The sequence below is a fragment of the Rhodovulum sp. 12E13 genome (assembly GCF_003340565.1).
Classification (GTDB): domain Bacteria; phylum Pseudomonadota; class Alphaproteobacteria; order Rhodobacterales; family Rhodobacteraceae; genus HLUCCA09.
Map to the genome: position 1 here is coordinate 1 of NZ_QPLK01000111.1, position 1,007 is coordinate 1,007.

The window sequence follows — 1,007 nt, forward strand, 5'->3', positions numbered from 1 at the left end:
ACCTCGAGCAGATCGGGAACCTCACCGAGGTGATCGAGAAGCTCGCAGCCGACCTGGAAGCAGCTTCGAAGACGGACGAGGAGCTGCGCCGGCTATGCACGATCCCCGGAATCGGCCCGGTGACTGCCGGTGCCGTCGCGGCCTTCGCGCCTGACCTCGATACCTTCGACAGCGGCCGCAACTTCGCGGCGTCGCGCGACACGCGCGCCTCCGGCACGACGCGGCGTCGCGCGACATGCGCGCCTCCGGCACGACGCTCGGCCTCGTGCCTCGGCAACGATCCACGGGCGGAAAGACCAAGCTCGGGGCGGTGAGCAAGATGGGCCAGACCGACATCCGGCGGCTGCTGATCGTGGGAGCGTCGCGCCAGGGGCGCGCGTCCCGCGCGACGAGCGTGATCCGTTGGGTGGTCAGGAAGGGCGGCAGTCCGAACCGCTGGCTGGCCGCCCTCGTGGCCAGGAAGCCGAAGATGGTCGCGGCGCCGCCAATGTCTCTCGGACCGTTGGCGTTCCATTGGCGGCCGCTCGCCAACAAGATGGCCCGCATGATCTGGGCCATGAGCACGAAGCGGGAGGATTACCGGATGGCGTGACCCAAGCCCCGACGGGGCGACGGCACGGCATGGCCGAAAGGCCGGGGCGAGCGATCGACGAGGAGTAGGCGACACGGATTTCGAAGTTCATGGCAGGGACATTCAGACCCGGGGCTCGAGCGCTACAGCTCTCTGAACCGATGTGAACCCCGCCATCCGAACAGCATGACCCACCCGTGGCGTCACCAAGGCCACATCCAGAGGCCTGACACACGTCGGATCGAAGACCCCGCCGACCCGAGAAGATCATGCTTGCCAAAAAAGGGGGAATCCACACACGGCACCGAACGGAGCCTTTCCATACGCTGAGGTAATTGCTGCCGGCGCTTCCCATGACCGGCGACATCGCCACGATAGCCGGGATCAGGCCCCAATCGAGGATACCGCAATGAAACAGTATGTCGGGCTGGACGTG

The 1,007-nt window shown here is 66.4% G+C and carries 2 protein-coding genes; both read left to right on the forward strand.

Translation table 11 applies throughout. From position 1 onward, the window contains the following. On the forward strand, nucleotides 1-314 hold a 314-nt coding region (locus tag DLJ49_RS22955), incomplete at its 5' end, for a transposase (RefSeq protein ID WP_369932974.1). Continuing rightward, nucleotides 236-592, forward strand: coding sequence for a transposase (locus DLJ49_RS22960; protein WP_369932977.1), 357 nt, complete (start codon nucleotides 236-238; stop codon nucleotides 590-592). The genes DLJ49_RS22955 and DLJ49_RS22960, both read left to right, overlap by 79 nt. Nucleotides 593-1,007 lie beyond the last annotated feature (415 nt).

What these genes read in the sequence shown, in the direction of transcription:
- DLJ49_RS22960 (WP_369932977.1), top strand. Translation starts at nt 236, where the DNA reads ATGCGCGCCTCCGGCACGACGCTCGGCCTCGTGCCTCGGCAACGATCC.